Source organism: Loktanella sp. SALINAS62, from assembly GCF_018263905.1.
Classification (GTDB): domain Bacteria; phylum Pseudomonadota; class Alphaproteobacteria; order Rhodobacterales; family Rhodobacteraceae; genus Loktanella.
The window spans coordinates 66,341-84,889 of the sequence record NZ_JAAFZU010000015.1 but is presented as its reverse complement, the minus strand read 5'-3'; the positions used below and the strand labels follow the sequence as shown (position 1 = coordinate 84,889).

Below are 18,549 nucleotides of genomic sequence, written 5' to 3'. Positions count from 1 at the left end.
GGATGTCGGTTGCTCCACCTGCGCAAATAGGCCTATCAACCCAAAGGGCTCCGGTTCCCGCCGGATGAAAGTTCAGTGGCAGGTCAGTGGAGAGTGTGGGCTGATCCTAAGCCACCGTGCGCCAGCCATCCCATCCCGCCCCATCACTTCTGTGGTCGGTGTGCGGGACATCTTAGCAGCTAGTTGGGGGGAGGAATGGCTCGTCAATCGTGACGATGTCCTAGAAATGGTGCGTATGCTGATGGGGATGCTTTAGGGTGCCGCTGCATCGGGGTCAACAATCCTACCCATCATCGTCACACCGATTTGGGCATCTCGGCTGACAGTTGAGCCATCGTCGGGAACGGCCCTTACCGGCCATTCGCGTGCGGTTTCAAATTTGCAGTGCAGCGTCACCAACCGGTCGTCCGTGCATCGCGCAGCATTTTCTAGGGGCAAGATCCGGTGAGACCGCGAAGTATGAACGCGCTTCGGCCGTGCCAATGTGAGAATACAGCGACCGCCCAAGACCCTCGGTTTTTGAACAACAGCGCCAGTTTTTTCATCACGATAGATGTGCGTTTAGCGTTCAATCCAACTCTTGCCCCTGTCTGAAGTAAAGCCAAGCTCGCCGATTTGGCCATTGCCTCGTGCGCTCGGCGATCCTTGTGTTATTTCAGCACTATGGACATCGTCGTTATTACAACAGTCATCGCATCGCTCTTTCTCGTCATTGGGCTGGCAGAGCCTTTGGCCGGCCGGTTACGGTTGCCCTATACGGTGATCCTCGCTGTCGTTGGCATCCTGATCGGTGTGGGTGCTATCTTCTTTTTGCGGACCAACCTCACCGATGCTCTGAACCCGGTGGCAGAGGCGATCCTTGACCTTCCGATCCGGTCCAATGTGTTCCTCTATGTCTTTTTGCCGACACTTCTGTTTCAGGCGACGCTTGGCATGAATCTGCGACGGATGCTGGACGATTGGGTACCCATTATCGTTCTTGCCGTCGTTGCGGTGGTCGTGGCGACGTTCAGCGTAGGCTATGCGCTGTCATGGGCCAGCGCCCTGCCACTTGTGGCATGTCTGCTGGTCGGAGCCATCGTGTCGACCACGGACCCATCGGCCGTTGTCTCGATCTTTCGGTCAATTTCGGCGCCACGTCGACTGGCACGAATTATCGAGGGCGAAAGCCTTTTGAACGACGCGGCGGCCATCGCACTTTTCGGACTTTTCATGGGCTTCGTGATGCTGGGTATTCCAGATCCCGAACTGGGAAATGCCTTGGCCCGTTTCCCGGTCCTGATTGCGGGTGGCGCGTTCACTGGATGGCTGGTCGCAAGGGTCGCGGTCTGGGTCATGTCCCTTTTCAACAGCCACGAGCTTGCACAGATCTCGATTTCGGTGTCGCTCCCGTATCTGGCTTATATCGGTGCCGAACAAAGTATCGGGGCGTCGGGTGTGATCGCGGTGGTTTCCGCCGGGCTTACGCTAAACCTGACTGGACCGGGACGCATAGCGCCGCAGGCCTGGGCAAACCTGCGCGAACTTTGGGAGGTGCTTGCACATTGGGCCGGTGCGCTGATCTTCATCCTTGCCGCGCTCCTGATCCCGCGCCTGTTGGAAGAGGTCCGTATCGAGGACTTCTTGCTGATCGGGGTGGTGATACTTGCCGCGATTGCAGCGCGACTGGTGGTGCTGTTCGGCTTGTTGCCCCTACTGACGGTCCTGCGCTTGTCGCCCGCCGTAGAGCGTCCCTACCGCGTAGCGATCCTGTGGGGCGGTTTGCGAGGTGCCGTCACGCTGGCGCTTGCCCTTGCAGTGACGGAGAGCTTTCGTGTGCCCGACGACATTCAGCGCGTGGTTGGCATCCTTGCCACTGGCTTCACGCTTTTTACCTTGATTGTGCAGGGGACAACGCTGCGCTGGGTCATCGGACGTCTGGGGCTGGACCAGCTCACCCCCATCGATCAGGCACTGTCGCGTCAGGTAGTTGCCGTTGCTCTTCAGACCGTCCGCGAGGATGTGGCCCGCACCACCGAAAACTATGACCTCAGCCATGATATCGTCCGCTCCGAGGCGAAACGCTTTGCGGATCGGCTGGACGAGGCCGTCAAGACCGCCGAAGACAGCGCCGATATCCTCGATCGAGACCGGGTAACACTGGGGCTGATCGCGCTGGCGGGGCACGAGCGAGACACGATCCTGGCCCGGGTACGCGAACGGACGATTTCTGCCCGGATGGCGGAACAGGTTTTGACGAATTCTGACAGGCTGATCGAAGGCGCGCGCACTGGCGGACGCAGCGGTTACGTGCGCGCCGCGCGACGCAGCGTTGCATACGGGCGAACGTTCCGGGCAGCAGTTTTTCTACACAACAGGCTTCACGTGTCTGGTCCGCTTGCGCGGATGACGGCGGATCGATTTGAAATGCTCTTGTCACAGCGCTTGGTGCTGCGGGATCTCGCGGCCTTCATCGATGGTCGTATGCGTCGGATTCATGGTCGGCGCTTGGCAGATCTTCTGCGCGAGCTTCTGTCCCGTCGGATCGAGGCGGTCGAAACCGCGCTGGAGGGTCTTCGTCTGCAGTATCCCGGCTACGCCGAAGAACTGGAGCGTCGGTTCATCCGAAGGACAGCCCTTCGGCTCGAGGAACGCGAATACGCGATAATGCACGAGGACGGCCTGATCGGGGCCGAAGTCCGTACCAAGTTAATGGAAGATCTGTCTTTGCGACGCGCGGCTGCAGAGCACCGGCCACATCTTGATATCGCGCTCCAGCGCCTTGAACTCGTACGACAGTTCCCGCTCTTTTCGGAATTGGACGAGGCCGGTGTGAAGCGGCTGGGACGGGCTTTTCAGACGCGCTACGTCAACGCGGGCGATGTCATAGTCAGCAAGGACAACCCGGCGAAGAGCGTGTTTTTCATTGCCTCTGGCGCAGTCGAACTGGAAACGGCAGGCCAGACCTGGCGCCTTGGGCGTGGGGAAATGTTCGGTCAGATCGCGATCCTGATGAACCGTCCCCGCAGAAACGAGGTGCGTGCGATTGCCCCTTCCACGTTTCTGGTGCTGGACGAAGAGCGGTTCAGGCGTCTGATGGAACGGAGCGCAGCCGTGAGAAAGGCCGTAGAGACCAGCGCCGAGAAGCGAGGTATTGCGCGCGAAAACTTTATTCTGCCGGAGGGTGAAGGGTCACGCACATAAAAAGCAGCCTTTCCAGACCATGAGAATTTGCTTGGATCGAAAGTCGCGCGCGATCCCGACGCTGCCGCGCACCAGTGCTTGACCGCGAGAGAACAGGCCAATCAAACCTGCGACGAGGAAGATCCCCACAGGCCGGATGATCGGCTTCATTCTGAAGCTGATCTGTGTATCGACCGATCCGTAACAAGCCGGCCCGAGAAATAATGTCGGCGCTAGCGAAGGGTCCAAAAGATGTCCCGACCGATCTTGTGATCTGCCAGTCTGACACCGACATATGAAACGAAAACCACGCATAGTGGGTCCGCCACCAGCAGACAGGAGATGATGCGCACCCATCATGGTCTCATCATCATATATTACAGGCCTGCGGTAGCCATCAGCATCACAACACTCTAATTTAGCACCACATCAACTGCTGGATGATCCGGCAAGAAGGACAGAATGTATTTCGAAATCGCGATCGTGATCCTGCTGACGCTGATCAACGGTCTATTGGCAATGTCGGAACTCGCTATCGTGTCGGCGCGTCCGGCACGGCTCAAGATGCTGGCGGACAAGGGGAGCAAAGGGGCAGCAACGGCGATGCGGCTGGCTGAGGATCCAGGGCGTTTCCTGTCCAGCGTGCAGATCGGGATTACACTGGTCGGCATCCTCGCCGGGGCTTTCTCGGGTGCGACGCTCGGCGCGCGTCTGGCGGCCACCCTGCTGGACGCGGGAGTGCCAGCCGCTTTGGCACAGCCGCTCGGCGTTGGTTCGGTGGTGGTGGCCATCACTTACCTTTCGCTGATTGTGGGCGAGCTGGTTCCCAAGCAGATCGCCCTGCGCGCGCCAGAACTTGTCGCCGCGCGGGTGGCGCCGATGATGCGGATCATCGCGCGGGTGGCGGCGCCGCTGATTTGGGTGCTTGACGGTTCGGGCAAGCTGGTGCTGCGATTGCTCGGACAATCCAGTGAACAATCACGGGGTGTGAGCGACGAGGAAGTGCGCCTGATCATCGCCGAAGCCGAAAGCTCGGGCGCGATGAAACATGCAGAAAGCCAGATGATCGCCGGTGTAATGCGTGTGGCAGACCGCAGCGCGCGCGGCCTGATGACACCGCGCAACGAGGTCGAGACACTGGATGCCAGCATCGACAAGGTGGCATTGCTAAAAGGTTTGCATGATCTGAGCCGGTCGCGCGTGCCGGTCTGGGATGGAGAAGTTGACAACATCATCGGTGTGTTGACGACGCGCGACATCCTCGCACCGGCCTTGATGAACGAACCTTTCGATCTGCGCGCCTTGCTGCGCGAAGCCCCCGTGGTGCGCGATGGTCAAAGCGCGCTCGAAGTCGTGGATCGTCTGCGCACCGCGCCCGCGCATATGGTGCTGGTCTATGACGAATATGGCCATTTCGAGGGGATCATCACGCCGATGGACGTGCTAACGGCTATCGCAGGCGAATTCCCCGATCACATCACCGACGAACCCAAGATAGTGACCCGCGCCGACGGGTCCTATCTGGTCGCGGGGTGGATGCCGGTTGACGAGTTTGCGGAAATACTGGTGCTGGACATTGACGCCGCTCGGGATTTCGAGACGGTGGCCGGTCTGGTGCTGGAAGAGATCGGGCATTTGCCGGAAGTCGGCCAGATCCTCAGCTTACAAGGCTGGATCATTGAAGTCATTGATCTTGATGGACGGCGGATCGACAAGCTTTTGGTATCGCGTGCAAGATGATTTATGACTGACTTGGTGAAATTTCTTACTATGCAACGATAGCGTGCTATGACGCGCCGCACTGCAGGATCTGAGTCAAGGGGTCCGCCCGACCGGCTGGATAAGCCCCCGTGTGACATCTTCGGTCGACAGCCAGAGACGTCTCGTCCGCACAGGATACCGCTGGCATGGCGACGCGCTGGACCGCGATTTGCCTTATAGGCAGATCTTCCCGGAGGGAGAGATCCTCGCCATTCCTATGTCGGTCGAGTTCAACGATCTGCCCCACGCCATGCGATTCGGCCGCACACCTGGGCAGTTCGTCGAGCTCTTTGTCGAGGCCGTCGGCGGCATCAAGACGCAACCGCCCGAGACCATCATCCTCGACGTCTTCGCGCATGGACATTGCTACGGCCGACCTGCCGCGGCTTGGGCAATCGACAGGATCGCCTCCCTCTGCGCCGGAGACGACAGTCTGTGGACAACGACCCGCTCGCGGATTGCGGAGCATTGCCTCTCGCAAATGAAGGCTGCCGCGTGACTTTGGAGCGTTCTGCCGAAGGACAATCGTGTTTCTCGATTCATGTCAGATTTTCAGCAGGTTTCGACATGCGCCTGACTACCAAAAATCAGGTCGATGGAACTATATAAATAACGCATATCCGGTGGCAGAATTACTCTACCCGCGCAGGCGGAGCACCCCAGTCCGGACGCCGCCAATCAATCCCTTCCCGCAGCATCGCAAGTTGCGCGGAGGTCAGTCGCACCGCGCTGTCCTCGGCACTCGGCCACACAAATCAACCCCGCTCAAGCACCTTCTAGTAGAGGCAAAATCCCTGCCCATCCCAGAACAGATGCTCGATCCGATCACCCCGACGGCCCCGAAACGCAAACTCCGCCCCACTGGCGGGCTTTTGTCGCAACCCGTCCTGAGCCAGCGCCGCCAGACCTGCGATCCTCTTGCGCAGATCCGTCACACCACACGCCAGATACACGCGAACGCCTGTGCCAGGACCGATCATGCCGCCTCCACCGTGCGGATCAGCGCCGTCAGGGCGACCGGATCGGTCGTGCTGTCAAAGTGCAGACTGCGTCCGCCTCGCAAGCGCAATTCAACCACACTCGATGGCGGTGCCTCGGCGACCGTGACATGCTTCACCGGCACTCCGCCCGCAAATGGCAAGTCCAACGGACATAAAAGCGCCCCGGCATCGGGCGACCACAGGCCCTTCAGTTCATGCCGCCACGCATAGATCTGCTGGCGCGTGATTTCGTGACGCTGCGCCACCTGTGTCACCGTGGCGGCAAACCACCGGCCGTGGTCTATTGGCAGCGAAATGAAACAACCCAACCCGATCAGCAGGAGCAAAGAGTAGCTTAATTTACGCCAAATCCTGTCCAACAATTGGGGAGTAGCTCACGCCAGTGGTATCCGTGACGGATAATCAAGCCGCATAAGCTGCGGTATCAACGGGGCGCTTACGCAAGATCGCAGATTGCTATTATTCTATTGCAGCTCTGACGGCGTGCGTAGGCATGGCGCAACCATGATGTGGTTGCCCGATAATACGGCCTTCCAAGCGTGGAAAAAGATCGAACCATCAAGCCGTGGGATAAGGCTCCTAGTTTTTGCTCATTTACTACGAAATTTGGACACAATCTTTCGCTAAGTTTCAGTCTTGACGCCAAATTAAAAAAACTTGCGAGGCAGATTCGATGCTCTTATCCGTGGTCGTGCCCTGTCTGAACGAAGAGGCGTCCATACCGATTCTGGCGGATCGCTTGGCTAAAGTGATCGCGGCTTACGGAGATAGCGCCGAAATCGTGTTGGTCGATGACGGATCCTCTGATCGGACATGGACGAAAATTGAGGCTGCAACTCAAAGCTATTCTTGTTTGCGTGGCATTAGGTTGTCTGGCAATCGGGGCCATCAGATCGCATTGACCGCCGGTCTCGAAGCCGCACGAGGCAAACGGATATTTATGCTTGACGCCGACCTGCAGGATCCACCGGAATTGCTCCATGACATGATGGGCCTGATGGACCGGGGGTATGATATTGTTTACGGACGGCGCGCCGAACGGCAGGGCGAGACGGCATTCAAGCGCGCGACCGCTTGGATATTCTACCGGGCGCTTAACGCGATGTCCGACGTGGATATTCCATGCGACACTGGTGACTACAGGCTGGTCAACCGCAAGGCGCTAGATGCGGTCCTGTCAATGCCGGAGCGCGCCCGGTTTGTCCGAGGCATGTTTGCTTGGGCGGGATTCAGACAGATCGGAATCGAATACGCGCGTGCACCGCGCGCATTGGGCGAAACGAAATATCCGCTGCGCAAGATGTTGGGATTTGCCGTCGACGCAATGACGGCATTTTCCACCAAGCCTCTGAAGTTCGCGACTCGTATGTCATTCGCAAGCCTTGGATTTTCTGCATTGATGATGGCCTATGTGGCCCATTCGTTAATTGTCTATCAGACCGCTCCAGGATGGGCATCGGTAGTGCTCGCAATCAGCCTGTTTTCGGGCGTCCAACTCCTGACGCTTGGTATTCTGGGCGAATATATCGGACGTCTCTACGTCGAGACAAAGAACCGCCCGCTTTACTTTGTCGCAGAAGACACGCGTAGCGCCGACTTGTTGCCGCTGCGTAAAGTGGGGTGATGCCCTTGCGACGCGTATTTTCGTTTGCAGCAGTCGGAATAGGAGTCGCCCTGCTTTATGTGGCGCTGTACCTCGGGCTACTACGCGTCGGGCTGACGCAGGGCACGTCCAACGCACTGGCATTTGGCCTTGTCGTGCTGGTCCAATATGGTGGACAGGCGCGGTTTACGTTTCGGCGGGACTTGAACGATCCACGCCAAATGCTGCGCTTTAGTTTGATGATTTTTGCTGGGTTTGCGACGTCCGCCCTTGTGACCGGGGTCTTGGCTCCGTCTTTTCAGCAACAACCTTGGGCTGCGGCCGTTGTCGTTACCCTCATCCTGCCGATCCAGAACTTCTTTCTCATGACGCTATGGGTATTTTCCAAGCCCGCAACCTGAAAAAAGCGACTTTACATGACGCATATCTATTCTGATACTTTCTTCGATTACATCGACCAAGGCGCGCGCCGTTCTGCACAACACGTGTTAGGCCTGCTCGGCCCTCAGTTAAATCCTCAGTCTGTCATCGACCTCGGTGCAGGCCGCGGAGTATGGCTTGATGAATGGCGTAAAACCGGGGCAATCGAAGTGCTTGCTGTTGACGGCGATTATGTGGACCGCGATCAACTGATCATTCCACGTCGAAATTTCATGGCCGCAGACCTGACCACGCCTATCCTGACTGGATCTCGGTTCGATCTGGCGCAAAGCCTCGAAGTCGGAGAACACCTGCCCAAAAGCGCGTCGGATACACTCGTGCAAAGTTTGACACGCGCGTCCGACCGAGTTCTATTTTCTGCAGCTGTGACGGGGCAGGGCGGCGAATTTCATGTCAACGAACAACCCCTTTTGTTCTGGCAGACCCTCTTTGCCGCCCAAGGTTACACCGCCTACGACTGCCTCCGCCCCCATCTGTCCGGGAATCGTCAAGTGGAACCCTGGTACCGCTACAACACCATCCTTTATGTCAATGACGCCGGCCGGGTGGGGCTGCCAAAGACCATCACCGATCATGAGTTACCCCTAGGTTTGGCCGTGGAAAACGGTGGCGACGTGCTTTGGAAATTACGCCGGTCAGCGGTCGCGTGCTTGCCAAGAGGCACGGTCACGCGCATCGCACAGATCCGGGCCCGCATCATCGCAGCGCGCGCGGGCGGGAAAAAGGTCATCGCATGACCCTTCCCGACGGACTGACAGGCTACGCCCTGCCCAAACAGCGTCAGGTCGTTGATCGTACTTTACCACTCCCCCTTATTAAAGTGGTGGGGATTACCGTGCTTTTGGCATTCGTGATTTATCTGCCCAATCTCTGGGATCCGATGATCCGGCACGATGACTACCCTGCCTTGTTCGGTGACGCGCACATATTTTGGCCCAAGACACTGCACGAAGGGCGCTGGATCAATTACATTTGGCATCTGCGCGGGATTAGCACGCCCGCTTGGCTCAACTTTGCACTCTATCAGATGCTCTGGGCTGTCCTGTCCGCGTCTATTGCGGTAGCTGCTATGGGGCGGGAGGGGCGGCCGTTCCTCACCATTTTACTGGCGTCGTTCATTCTTGTGGCAACACCCGCCACCCTGATCGCAACATGGTTTAATACCTTGACCCTCGGTCTCGGGATTACTGCGCTTTACGCGGTACTGGGATGCCGGATATCGCAACGCAGTCATCGCGCATTGTTGCCTGTGTTTGTGATCGTCACATTCTGGGCCTACACGGTCTACCCGCTTATTCTGCTGGCCGTATGCTTGGTGCTTACGCAAGACCGTTCGCTTCGGGATTTGATTGGACTGATTGCGCTCTTTGCAACTAGTTTTGTCGCGGCAGTTATCATGACCTACACGTTGAATTGGATGGTCCACGGGGAATTCGGCGTGCCACTTGCAAGTTGGCGGTACGCAACACCTGCCACCAGTGTCGCGGGATTGGTAGCTAACGTGCCTCTGCTCTCAAGCACGTTTGAAAAGTTTATAACGGTAACTTCCTACAAATATGACACCCTGATATACTTTCATTTCGCTATGCTTGTTTTTTCCACGGGCGTTTTGATCCGCCACGCCCCAATCGAGGCGCTTTACTTGCATGCTGGTCTGTGGGTCGGTATCACTTTAATTGTCCTGCAAGTGCTCAAGCTTGGGGTTTTTATCCCGCCGCGTGCTTTCTTATTCGCCTGGGTTTTCTATGCCGTGATCGTTTCGCGGGCGATGGTCGTTCTTAGCAGAAACCCAGGTTCGGGCGGGCGTGTGATGCGCAATCTCTCGCTGCTGCTGGTGGTCGGCTATAGCTTGCTTACTTTCCATCACACCACCATTTATCGCCCATGGATGACAGAAACGCGCGCGCTTGGCGCATCATTGGGGCAGGTCGATCCAAAGATCAGGCGTCCGGTTTTTGTGTACGGTAATGTCATGGCGCTAGACAGTGCCAAGATGGCCGGGATCCAATCTGGGGACGCGCTGACATCGCGTGTGCGTCAACTTACCGGGCATGAAGTCGTGCTTTGCTTTACCGCGCCGGGTGACTGCGAAAACATCAGGTCATCGCGTCAATTCGCAGGCTTGGTTCCACCAATGAGATTTGAAGTTCAGCGGCATGATGATAAAGTCCGCTTGGGTATGGTATCTGACTAGGTGTTCAGTCCAGGCATCTGGTGGTTCGGATAGACGATCAATCTGTCTGGCTCTGATGTCTGGATTTTGCAGATGTATACTTAGGGCCTAAGCCCGCTCAGTATCTTAGCCCTAGAGCGACTGTATAAATCGACGTGATGTCAGCGAGGCGGTTCGGAGCTTTCGTAGTGGTGTCGCTGACGGTCGTGACCTTGATCGTGCTGTACCATCGTTCCAACTAGACGTGGTCTCTTGGGCGTTGGGCTTGGTTAGTGATGATCGAACCCTTCGCCTCGTACATAATGTCGAATCGCATGTGCCGCGAACCTGCAGTGTTCCGGGGCCGAGTTTGCGCGGTGAACTGGATGCGGCGATATCTATGTAGAAAAAGCCGATGGTGTATCGCTTAAACTTCTGCCGCTTTGGCTTGTCGTCATCCACTTCGGGCAGCCGTGAGATGGCATGCCGCTACAACGATGCAGCGCCGATGTGCATGCAGGTCATAGCTCTGACTGCGTGCGAGTGGAGTGCCACCAACAATATTAGTTTACCTAGCGTCAACTTGTGTTATGATTTAACTGCCGCTGAAAACAAAAAGATTCGTTTTTTCAACGTGTGAATGTGCTTTTCGATGGCCCAAGTAATTGGAATCGCGAGGTTATTTTATATGGCTTCTAAGAAAGACACCGAGAATTATGCACCTTCAGACCCGGCTGGAGAATTACAGCTTGTATGGGCGCGGATCATTTCGCGGGGCGCGTCGGATCCGGATTTTGCAAGAACGATCGAAATCGATCTGCCGGCGGCATTTGCTGCATTCGGCGTCGACGATATCGAGGGTATAGACCCGGAAACGGGGCTGGTGCCGTCACTCTCGGCGGCACTCGATATGTTGAAATCGGCGGCAGAAGCACCCCCGCTAGGGGCAGGTCCGGCACCGAATGCCGGAAACGACAGTCCCAGCGGTGCCTGTTTCGGCTCAGGCAGTGTGCAGACGGCGGGTGGCTGCTACGCGACCGGCACCTACGGCACCACATCCCCTGGCAACGATAGTTCGGATACCCGCGTCAACCCCGATGCACGTGGCGATAACCCCAATGCAGGACAAGGCTTTGCGCCTTACTGTCAGCAAACAGGACAGAACATGTATACTTCAGGTAGCAACGGAACTCTGGCTGGTGATTGCGTCGGCTCAATCGGAACCGCAGGATCGGTTGGCAGTGTTGGCGGTTGCGCCGGCACCTTGGCGACCGCCGGAACCTATGGATGTGCGGGTGCGAAGCTGCCCGACGAAGGCCCGTGCGTGGCCTCGGTCAGGCCCACCGTTGCAACGCAGCAGGCCACGATCAGGGCCAGTTTCGGTCCAGAAGCAACCATCCGGCCCGAAGCCACGATCAGGCCAATCTCTCCGTGTTCGGCCCCCCAGCCTTGCCAGGCGTCATCCATGCCGACGACGGGCAGCATGCTGACGCAACCCCCACCGGTGTCATCGATGCGCCTGTCGGGCGGAAGCTATGGCACCGCGCCTGTTTCGGGCGATTGCTGGGGATCGGCCGGAACCTTTGGCAGCGCGGGAAGTTTTGGCGGCTGTGCAGGATCGATCGGCTCTGCCGGAACCTATGGCAGCGGCGGTGATGAACTCAAGGCTGTCATGCCGGGATTGCGCACCGATCTGCGCAAGATTTCTAACATGATGTGCGAGCCGTGCCAGGCCACGACCGGCCCCTGCACGGGCACCACGCCGACGACAGCTAGCTGGAATGCCGCCAACCCGATGTCGGGCGACTGCGTCGGCTCATTCGGCACGGCCGGCTCGCTCGGCACGATTGGCGGTACAGCCGGTTCCGCGGCCACCGCAGGCACCTATGGCTGCGCCGTCATGGCCGAGCAGATTCGTGCGCCGCAGATGATGCGTTCAGTCACACAAATGTCAGGCACCATGATGCAGGCGCCGGCCATGTCGACCCGCCTGTCGGGCGCGACAATGGGGTCATTCGCGACCTATTGCGGCTGCATGATGGATCCCAGCCCCGCTGCTGATCCGATGTCGGGCGATTGCTGGGGTTCGGCTGGAACCTTTGGAAGCGCGGGCACCTTTGGCGGTTGCGCGGGGTCAGTCGGATCGGCTGGAACCTACGGCAGCGGCGCCGCAGCGGCCAAGCTGCAGATGGCGCCGATGGACCTGCGGACCATGCCGGCGGGAAACCTTCAGATGCGTAGCCCGAGCATGGGCGGGGCCAGCTACGGCTCTGCCATCTGGTGATGCGTGGATCCCGGACATACGGGCAGACGGGGCGCACAAGGGTCTTTGTGCAGCCGCCATCCGCGTCCCGGATATACACGTGCGGCAACACACCCATAACACCACAAGCATCAGTCGCATGATGTCCCGCCCCATCCTGCGCGAGGATTTCGCCGCCTACTCTTTGTATGGCGAGGGTAACGTTCTTCTGTCCGACACGGAAAGCTTTGCGCTGGAAGGGCGGGCCATCGGCCCGGTCCTGCAGTTGTTGGATGGTACCCGGACCAGCGACCAGATCGTCGCGACCCTGGCCGGTCAGCTGTCAGCGGATGACGTCACCTATACGCTGGAATATCTGGCAAAGGCCGGGCATCTGCGCGAGGCCGACATCGAGGCGAACACTGATGATGCCGTCTTCTGGTCAAGCGTGGGGCTGGATACCCGCGTGGCGCGTGATCAGGCCCAGTCACTGCCGGTCGAGGTCCACGCGACCGGTGGTGCGGACGGCGCTGCGGCTGATGGCTGGCTGCGGTCGATGGGGCTGATCGTGGCTGCGCCCGGTCAGCCGGGGCGCGTTGCGCTGGTCGTGGCCCGCGATTACCTTGATCCTGAACTGGACGCGCTCAACAAGCATTTTCAAACGCGCGGCATGGCATGGCTATTGGTGCGCCCGACCGGACTCACGCCACTTTTGGGGCCACTTTTTGTTCCTGGCGTGACGGGATGCTGGGCCTGTCTTCAAACCCGGTTGAAAGAGAACCGCGAGGTCGAGATGATGCTCTCGCGGCGGCTGGGGATTGATGGTCCGCCCGCGCGTCCGACGCCGCGACCGGCCGCCTTTGTCGCTCAGGCGCTGTCGATGGCGGCGGTGCAGATGGCGCGGCTGGTTCAGACCGGTGCGAACGCCGATCTCACGGGCTGCATCCACCAGCTCGATCCCATGGCCATGCGCCGCAATCTGCACAGGTTGACGCGACGCCCTCAGTGCGCGTGTTGCGGCAATCCTGAAACGGGGCTGATCGGTGGCGCGCCCACGGCGTTCCGCCACCGCGATGCTATCGCTGGCAGTGAAAACGGTGAACGCGCCGAAAGCGCGGCAGCGACCTTTGCGCGTTACAGCCGGCACATCAGCCCGATTACCGGACTGGTGCGCGAACTGATCGCCTCGCAATGGAATGGCAAGACTCCGTTGCGGTCCTATTCAGCGGGTAACAATTTGGCCGTATCACCCACCGGCCTGGCTGGCATCAAGCAACACCTGCGCAGCTTCTCGTCCGGCAAGGGCCGCAGCGACATCCAGGCGCGCACGTCGGCGCTGTGTGAGGCGCTGGAACGCTATAGCGGCAAGTATCGCGGCGAGGAAATCGTCATCCGCGCGACGCTGCGCCAGTTGGGCAGCGCGGGCATGCACCCCAACAAGGTGATGCTCTATTCCGAAGCGCAATTTTGCGACCGTCTCGAATGGAATGCCCGCGGCAGCCAGTTCCAGATCGTGCCATTCTGGCTAGAGGACGACGAGATGACCGACTGGACCCCGGTCTGGTCTGTCACCCGGCGCGAGATGCGCTACCTGCCGTCCAGCATGCTGTTTTATTCCTATCCAGTCCCGGGAGAGCGATTCACGAGCTGGGCCGACTCCAATGGGTCGGCTGCGGGATCGTCATTTGAGGACGCGGTGCTGCAAGGATTGTTCGAACTGGTCGAACGCGATAGCGTGGCGCTCTGGTGGTATAATCGCCTGTCAAGACAGGCGGTCGATCTTGATCGGCTGCAGGACCCATTCATCCCCGAGATGGCGCGCTATTTCGCGGGCATCGGGCGCGAATTCTGGGTGCTTGATCTGACCAGCGATATCGGCATCCCTTCCTTTGTCGCGATCAACCGCCGCGTCGAAGCGCCGACCGAAGATATCGTCATGGGCTTTGGCGCGCATCTGGACGCCCGTATCGGAATCATGCGGGCCTTGACTGAGATGAACCAGTTCATGCCGGCGGTCCTTGATGTTGGACCCGATGGTGTGACGCGATACGCCTTTGACGATCCGGAATCGCTTCGCTGGTGGCAGACGGCGACAATCGAAAACCAGCCTTATCTACGGCCCGCGCCTGGCGGGCTGTCAGATCCTCTCGCCTATGACACGATCAAGGGCGGCAATATCGCCGACATCGTCGAGACAGCCATCGCAAGAGTCGAACGCGTCGTCCCCGAGGTCATGATCCTAGACCAGACCCGGGCCGATGTCGGGCTGTCTGTGGTCAAAGTCATCGCGCCGGGGCTGCGCCATTTCTGGGCCCGCTACGCACCCGGTCGTCTGTACGATGCGCCCGTCACAATGGGCGCGTTGGAAAAGCCGATAAGGGAAGACGCGCTCAATCCGATTGCAATGTTCCTCTGAAGGAAGGCCATGTTCCTCTACCTGACACCCCCTCCGCTTCTTGCCCGCACGGCACCGGGACAAAGCGACCCTCAGGCGGTGGCCTCGCAGGCACTGGCCGCCTATGGCGTCGACGTGCCAAAGACGGCCATCAAGCTTGCAGAGGCGCTATCCCAACCGGTGACGCGGGGGGATCTGGACACCATTGTGCTAGAAGGCATCGCCAGCGGCGAGCCGATGGCGGCAGTCACGCTCGAACGGGTCCTGACGGTGCTTTCACAGTCGATGATGCTGAGCTATGCGAGTGGCGAAAGCGAGGATGATGACATGCTGCTGCGGTTCGCACCCGTCGCGCCGTCGCTGCCGCTTCCTGCACGCGTGCCCACATCTGACATGGTCTTTCGCCTGTCGCGGTTTGCCCAGATACGCGTCGATGAAACAGGACGCGGACCGGGGCAGGCCAACCCCGAAGGCGGCCTGACCATGGAAAGCCCACTAGCCAGATTTCGCGTTCATTTCGCGCGGGGCGGGCGGGGGACGACGGCGATGCGCGCGATCGCGCTTCTGGGGAGTGGGGCCAGCCTTGCGGATTTTGCCCGTTCCCGCATCCCCGCAACAGAGCGCGAGGCGTTTTTCGTTTTGCTCGCCGAGGCGGGTTTTATCCTGCCCGTCGATGACGATGGGCTGACCGTCGAAGATCGCGACCCCGTCAAGCGCCAATGGGAAGTGCACGATCTGGCCTTTCACCTGCGTTCGCGGCTTGGCTATCACGATCAGCGCATCGGTGGCGATTTCCGCTTTAAGGGGTTGCTCGACCCGACTGAAGCCGTGCGCCCCGACCCGCCGCATACGGCGCGGATACCCTTGCCTGCGCCCGATCCGGCTGAACTGGCCGCGACCGATCCGGGGCTGTCGACGGTGATTGCGGCGCGAAGCTCCAAGCGACCTGTGGCGCGACGCGCGCTGACCCTGCCGGAACTCGGTGTATTCCTATGGCGCACGGCTCGGATCATCGCGGTCCACGAAACCGATCTTGGCACCTTTACCGCGCGTCCCTATCCATCGGGCGGCGGAAGCTACGAGCAGGATGTGTGGATCACCGTGCGCGACGTGGCCGGGCTGCAGCCGGGTTTCTATTTCTACAGTGCCGGGAGTCACGAACTGCTTCTGGTGACAAATTGGAACAGTGATTGCGATACGTTGATCGCGCAGGCGGCGCAGGCGATGGCGCAGGCCACCATTCCCGATTGCGTGCTGACACTCGGCGCGCGGTTCCAGCGGATGCAGTGGAAATACTCGGGCATGGCCTATGCCACACAGCTGAAGAATGCAGGTGCCATCTACATGGCGTTCTACCTGGCCGCGACGGCGATGGGGTTGTCCGCGTGCGGAATGGGCCTTGGATCGCTCGCGTTGTTTCACCGCCTGTCGGGAACCGATCCTCTGCGCGAAGGCTCGATCGGTGAATTCGCGCTTAGCGGACCGGGGGGCTGAACGATGCCTGATGTCGAATTCGAAACCTTTGACGTGCGGGCCTTGCGCGACATGGATGTTCCGCTTAGCGCGACTGATCGCAGAGACATCGCCGCCGGGTTGCGGAAACTTTTGCGCGACTACTACGTGCACTTGCCGCAAAAGGTCGGATCTATGGCGATCAACCCGGATCGCGAGCTGGAACTGCTGGCCGATGATGCGCCGCTTTTCCAGAACAATCTGCAATTCTTTGACCGGCTGATATCGGTGTTCGCGAAATTGCGCGATCGGCACACCACCCTACGCCTTCCCGCGCCCTTTAACCGGATGGTGGCATTCCTGCCGCTGGTTCTTGAAAGCTGTTGGGAAAATGGGCGGCGCAAGCTTCTGGTGGCTCGCCTGACCGGGGAAATCCCCGATGAACGTTTTGTGCAGGGCGTCGAGGTCACGCATTGGAACGGCACACCGGTGGCGCAGTTCATAAACCGCTACTCTTGGACGACGCAGGGGTCGAACCCTTATGCGCGCATCGCGATGGCGCAGCGCAGCCTGACACTGCGTCCGCTCGCATTCGCATCCCTGCCCGAAGAGGATTGGGTGACGCTGAGTTATGTCGATTTCAACGGGGATAACCGCCACGTCAGTTTTCCGTGGAAAATCGTCTTTGCGCCGCAACAGGGCGGCGGGGTTGGAAGCCGGATGCTTTCAGGGGATGCGCTCGATCCGCTGACCGCAACGCAGATCGGACTGGACGAAGGCACAGAGGTCATCAATTTCGGTCTCAAGACCATCTTTTCCGGCAAACGCAGTGGTCGGGTGATTCAGGCACGCGCCGAACGGCCTGCCGCCCTGATGTCTGAACCGCTTGACGGATCGGATACCGTGACGGGGTTGATCTCGGCCTCGATACTGACCCTCGAAGACGGGCGGCAATATGGCTATCTGCGCATTTTCTCGTTTTCGGTCCCCAACACCCGCGCCTTTTCCGAAGGCATGGCGGGCATACTGGGACAGATGCCGCCCGATGGCCTGATCATCGACGTGCGCGGCAATCCAGGCGGGACGATCCCGGCCGGCGAGGCGCTGTTGCACCTGATTACCGACAAGGCCATCGAACCGACGCAAAATGTCTTTCGTGCCACGCAAGCCACGCGTCGGATGTCAGAGCGCATCGACTTCTTCCAGCGCTGGAGCAGGTCGTTGGATATGGTCTATGAAACCGGCCAGACCTTCAGTCAGGGCTTCGAGCTTTCCGACCCCGCCGATTATGCGGGACTTGAAGGCAGTTATCGCGGGCCGCTCGCTGTGATCATGGACGCGCTCAGCTATTCAACCACAGACTATTTTGTCGCTGGGTTTCAGGACAATAGCCTGGGCGAAATCATCGGCACGGACCCGACGACCGGCGCTGGCGGCGCGAACGTCTGGTCCCAATCACAGATTTCGGGCTTTGCGGCAGACGCCGGGATGGAACCGATCCCGCCTCTCCCACATCAGATGGATTGCAGGGTTGCCGTCCGGCGCGCCTTAAGGGCCGGGGTCAACCGTGGATTGCCGCTCGAAGGTCTGGGCGCCACGGCGAACCACGTCCACTTTACCACCCGGCGTGACATTCTGGGTGTCAACGAAGATTTAATGATGACTGTGGTCAATCGCCTGCGTGAACAAAGCTGAGCCATGCCTGTAGGATCAGACGCATAGGGCGTGACCCGCAGGCGCCGCGTGCGGGCGAAGCGGATCCGTTGCGCGCGATTGCGGGCTAATCCTCCCGTTTTCAACGGGACGTGATCGTAGAACTTACGCAGCCATTATCCATTTCATTACGGGCGTGATGCCGCCTATGCCCCATGGTGCTGAGCCACACGCAGGTTAAGCGGGTCCGGGAAGACCGCCTACGGCTCTTGGCAAGTTGCATTGGCGCTTAAAACTCCGATTTGGCGGCAGGGGCAAGGAGGGCTGTGGAACTGCCCCCTTGTCGCGGGGTTCTTTCGACAGACGCAAACGTCAATTGACCCTTTCAAGGAGCCTGTTCCATGATAAACTTCGCGCGCCTGTCCATCCTTGTTGTCCCGCTCGCTGTGCTTGCGGCCTGCAATTCCCAACTGGAACCTATTGTCGAACCGACACCCGGGCTAGCAGAGAATCTTGAGGAGGTGCAGATGACATTTCCCAAGATCACGCGAGAGACGTTCCGCCAATATGATCGTGACGGTGACGGAATGCTGAGCCCTCTGGAGCAAGAGATGTTGACGATGGATGCCAATAGCTCCGGTGGAATCGCGGGTCAGGTGGGCGCGCTGGATGGCGAGGGCCTTTGAT

Annotated in this window: 15 protein-coding genes and 2 pseudogenes; 12 read left to right on the top strand and 5 right to left on the bottom strand. The window is 59.2% G+C overall.

The features are described 5' to 3' along the window. The first annotated feature begins 663 nt into the window (after positions 1 to 663). Positions 664 to 3,183 carry a cation:proton antiporter gene (locus GZH79_RS06910; protein ID WP_211643054.1) on the top strand — a complete coding sequence of 840 codons (2,520 nt, stop codon included), beginning with the start codon at positions 664 to 666 and terminating at the stop codon, positions 3,181 to 3,183. On the opposite strand, the gene GZH79_RS06905 is transcribed toward GZH79_RS06910, so the two are convergent. Then, a complete protein-coding gene (locus GZH79_RS06905; protein WP_211643053.1) occupies positions 3,172 to 3,333 on the bottom strand; it encodes a hypothetical protein in 162 nt (53 codons plus the stop codon). The two genes, GZH79_RS06910 and GZH79_RS06905, sit on opposite strands and share 12 nt — an antisense overlap. A 291-nt stretch (positions 3,334 to 3,624) precedes the next feature. Between GZH79_RS06905 and GZH79_RS06900 the strand changes: the two genes are divergently transcribed. Then, a complete protein-coding gene (locus GZH79_RS06900) occupies positions 3,625 to 4,902 on the top strand; it encodes a hemolysin family protein (RefSeq protein WP_211643052.1) in 1,278 nt (425 codons plus the stop codon). Between the two features lie 112 nt (positions 4,903 to 5,014). Beyond that, complete coding sequence (locus GZH79_RS06895) at positions 5,015 to 5,422, top strand: hypothetical protein (protein ID WP_211643051.1); 408 nt, start codon at positions 5,015 to 5,017, stop codon at positions 5,420 to 5,422. Between the two features lie 133 nt (positions 5,423 to 5,555). On the opposite strand, the pseudogene tnpB reads toward GZH79_RS06895, so the two are convergent. Then, positions 5,556 to 5,903 (bottom strand): annotated as a pseudogene (tnpB, locus tag GZH79_RS06890) (IS66 family insertion sequence element accessory protein TnpB). Beyond that, a complete protein-coding gene (locus GZH79_RS06885; protein WP_211643050.1) occupies positions 5,900 to 6,169 on the bottom strand; it encodes a hypothetical protein in 270 nt (89 codons plus the stop codon). Before GZH79_RS06885 ends, tnpB begins: the two are co-directional and overlap by 4 nt. A gap of 428 nt (positions 6,170 to 6,597) precedes the next feature. On the opposite strand from GZH79_RS06885, the gene GZH79_RS06880 reads away from it, so the two are divergent. From GZH79_RS06880 to GZH79_RS06865, 4 genes are read left to right on the top strand one after another with little or no spacing between them, the layout of a single operon-like run. Further along, positions 6,598 to 7,548: a glycosyltransferase family 2 protein gene (locus GZH79_RS06880; RefSeq protein ID WP_211643049.1), complete on the top strand. Its 951-nt coding sequence runs from the start codon at positions 6,598 to 6,600 to the stop codon at positions 7,546 to 7,548. Further along, on the top strand, positions 7,548 to 7,928 hold the full coding sequence (locus tag GZH79_RS06875) for a GtrA family protein (protein ID WP_211643048.1): 381 nt from the start codon (positions 7,548 to 7,550) through the stop codon (positions 7,926 to 7,928). The genes GZH79_RS06880 and GZH79_RS06875 overlap by 1 nt, the downstream gene beginning before the upstream one ends. Before the next feature lie 15 nt (positions 7,929 to 7,943). Next, positions 7,944 to 8,705 carry a methyltransferase domain-containing protein gene (locus GZH79_RS06870; protein ID WP_211643047.1) on the top strand — a complete coding sequence of 254 codons (762 nt, stop codon included), beginning with the start codon at positions 7,944 to 7,946 and terminating at the stop codon, positions 8,703 to 8,705. Further along, on the top strand, positions 8,702 to 10,162 hold the full coding sequence (locus GZH79_RS06865; RefSeq protein WP_211643046.1) for a hypothetical protein: 1,461 nt from the start codon (positions 8,702 to 8,704) through the stop codon (positions 10,160 to 10,162). The genes GZH79_RS06870 and GZH79_RS06865 overlap by 4 nt, the downstream gene beginning before the upstream one ends. A gap of 348 nt (positions 10,163 to 10,510) precedes the next feature. On the opposite strand, the pseudogene GZH79_RS06860 reads toward GZH79_RS06865, so the two are convergent. Continuing rightward, positions 10,511 to 10,615: pseudogene (locus GZH79_RS06860) on the bottom strand (IS481 family transposase); the annotation flags it as partial. 786 nt (positions 10,616 to 11,401) lie between these two features. Beyond that, complete coding sequence (locus GZH79_RS06855; protein WP_211643045.1) at positions 11,402 to 11,605, bottom strand: hypothetical protein; 204 nt, start codon at positions 11,603 to 11,605, stop codon at positions 11,402 to 11,404. Between GZH79_RS06855 and GZH79_RS06850 the strand changes: the two genes are divergently transcribed. The 5 genes from GZH79_RS06850 to GZH79_RS06830 all read left to right on the top strand — a co-directional run bounded on the left by GZH79_RS06850 (position 11,604) and on the right by GZH79_RS06830 (position 18,548). Continuing rightward, positions 11,604 to 12,404 carry a thiocillin family RiPP gene (locus GZH79_RS06850; protein ID WP_211643044.1) on the top strand — a complete coding sequence of 267 codons (801 nt, stop codon included), beginning with the start codon at positions 11,604 to 11,606 and terminating at the stop codon, positions 12,402 to 12,404. The genes GZH79_RS06855 and GZH79_RS06850 overlap by 2 nt on opposite strands. Before the next feature lie 118 nt (positions 12,405 to 12,522). Continuing rightward, positions 12,523 to 14,778 (top strand): TOMM precursor leader peptide-binding protein, encoded by a 2,256-nt coding sequence (locus GZH79_RS06845; RefSeq protein WP_211643043.1) that lies wholly within the window; start codon positions 12,523 to 12,525, stop codon positions 14,776 to 14,778. Positions 14,779 to 14,787: 9 nt separating this feature from the next. Then, entirely contained in the window at positions 14,788 to 16,251 is a 1,464-nt protein-coding gene (locus GZH79_RS06840; RefSeq protein ID WP_211643042.1) for a SagB family peptide dehydrogenase, read from the top strand. Between the two features lie 3 nt (positions 16,252 to 16,254). Further along, entirely contained in the window at positions 16,255 to 17,904 is a 1,650-nt protein-coding gene (locus tag GZH79_RS06835) for a S41 family peptidase (protein WP_211643041.1), read from the top strand. A 359-nt stretch (positions 17,905 to 18,263) separates the two neighbouring features. Next, positions 18,264 to 18,548 carry an EF-hand domain-containing protein gene (locus GZH79_RS06830; protein WP_211643040.1) on the top strand — a complete coding sequence of 95 codons (285 nt, stop codon included), beginning with the start codon at positions 18,264 to 18,266 and terminating at the stop codon, positions 18,546 to 18,548. Position 18,549 lies beyond the last annotated feature (1 nt).

What these genes read in the sequence shown, in the direction of transcription:
- GZH79_RS06870 (WP_211643047.1), top strand. Translation starts at nt 7,944, where the DNA reads ATGACGCATATCTATTCTGATACTTTCTTCGATTACATCGACCAAGGC.
- GZH79_RS06850 (WP_211643044.1), top strand. Translation starts at nt 11,604, where the DNA reads ATGCTGACGCAACCCCCACCGGTGTCATCGATGCGCCTGTCGGGCGGA.
- GZH79_RS06840 (WP_211643042.1), top strand. Translation starts at nt 14,788, where the DNA reads ATGTTCCTCTACCTGACACCCCCTCCGCTTCTTGCCCGCACGGCACCG.
- GZH79_RS06875 (WP_211643048.1), top strand. Translation starts at nt 7,548, where the DNA reads ATGCCCTTGCGACGCGTATTTTCGTTTGCAGCAGTCGGAATAGGAGTC.
- GZH79_RS06900 (WP_211643052.1), top strand. Translation starts at nt 3,625, where the DNA reads ATGTATTTCGAAATCGCGATCGTGATCCTGCTGACGCTGATCAACGGT.
- GZH79_RS06865 (WP_211643046.1), top strand. Translation starts at nt 8,702, where the DNA reads ATGACCCTTCCCGACGGACTGACAGGCTACGCCCTGCCCAAACAGCGT.
- GZH79_RS06835 (WP_211643041.1), top strand. Translation starts at nt 16,255, where the DNA reads ATGCCTGATGTCGAATTCGAAACCTTTGACGTGCGGGCCTTGCGCGAC.
- GZH79_RS06905 (WP_211643053.1), bottom strand. Translation starts at nt 3,333, where the DNA reads ATGAAGCCGATCATCCGGCCTGTGGGGATCTTCCTCGTCGCAGGTTTG.
- GZH79_RS06830 (WP_211643040.1), top strand. Translation starts at nt 18,264, where the DNA reads ATGATAAACTTCGCGCGCCTGTCCATCCTTGTTGTCCCGCTCGCTGTG.
- GZH79_RS06910 (WP_211643054.1), top strand. Translation starts at nt 664, where the DNA reads ATGGACATCGTCGTTATTACAACAGTCATCGCATCGCTCTTTCTCGTC.
- GZH79_RS06855 (WP_211643045.1), bottom strand. Translation starts at nt 11,605, where the DNA reads ATGCTGCCCGTCGTCGGCATGGATGACGCCTGGCAAGGCTGGGGGGCC.
- GZH79_RS06880 (WP_211643049.1), top strand. Translation starts at nt 6,598, where the DNA reads ATGCTCTTATCCGTGGTCGTGCCCTGTCTGAACGAAGAGGCGTCCATA.
- GZH79_RS06845 (WP_211643043.1), top strand. Translation starts at nt 12,523, where the DNA reads ATGATGTCCCGCCCCATCCTGCGCGAGGATTTCGCCGCCTACTCTTTG.